We start from the raw sequence: 544 nt of genomic DNA on the forward strand, positions 1-544 counted from the left end.
CTGTTCGTCCTCCACAACGACATAGCCTGGCAACTCCTGCCCCTGGAGCTGGGGTTCGGCTCAGGACAGACCTGCTGGCGGCGTCTTGAGCGATGGCAGGAGGCCGGGGTCTTCGACCAACTCCACCGCATTCTGCTCGCCGAGTTGAATGCGGCCGGCGAGCTGGACTGGTCCAGAGCGTGCGTCGACGGTTCCCATGTCCGCGCGAAAAAGGGGGCGCCGACACCGGCCCGTCGCCGGTCGACCGGCGGAAGACGGGCAGCAAGCACCATCTGATCTGCGACGGACACGGCACCCCGTTCAAAGTCATCACCACGGCGGCCAACGTCAACGACGTCACCCAGACGCTCGCCCTGGTCGACGGCATCCCGCCCGTTGCAGGCCGTCCCGGCCGACCCCGCCGACGGCCCGAAGCCCTGCTCGGCGACAAGGGCTACGACTCCAACCCCAACCGTCGTGAGCTGCGAAAACGCCGGATCCTGCCGGTCATTTCCCGCAGAGGTGCCCCGAACATCCAGGGCCTGGGCAAGCTCCGCTACGTCGT

2 protein-coding genes are annotated in these 544 nt (G+C 67.5%); both read left to right on the top strand.

Features of this window, described 5'->3' with window-relative positions; all coding sequences use genetic code 11:
- Positions 1-276, top strand: a complete 276-nt coding sequence (locus ACSLTV_RS36170) for a transposase (RefSeq protein WP_435613741.1) — start codon at positions 1-3, stop codon at positions 274-276.
- A partial coding sequence (locus ACSLTV_RS36175) for a transposase (RefSeq protein ID WP_435613742.1) occupies positions 180-544 on the top strand: 365 nt, incomplete at its 3' end. The genes ACSLTV_RS36170 and ACSLTV_RS36175, both read left to right, overlap by 97 nt.

Source organism: Streptomyces sp. bgisy159, from assembly GCF_965341775.1.
Taxonomy (GTDB): domain Bacteria; phylum Actinomycetota; class Actinomycetes; order Streptomycetales; family Streptomycetaceae; genus Streptomyces.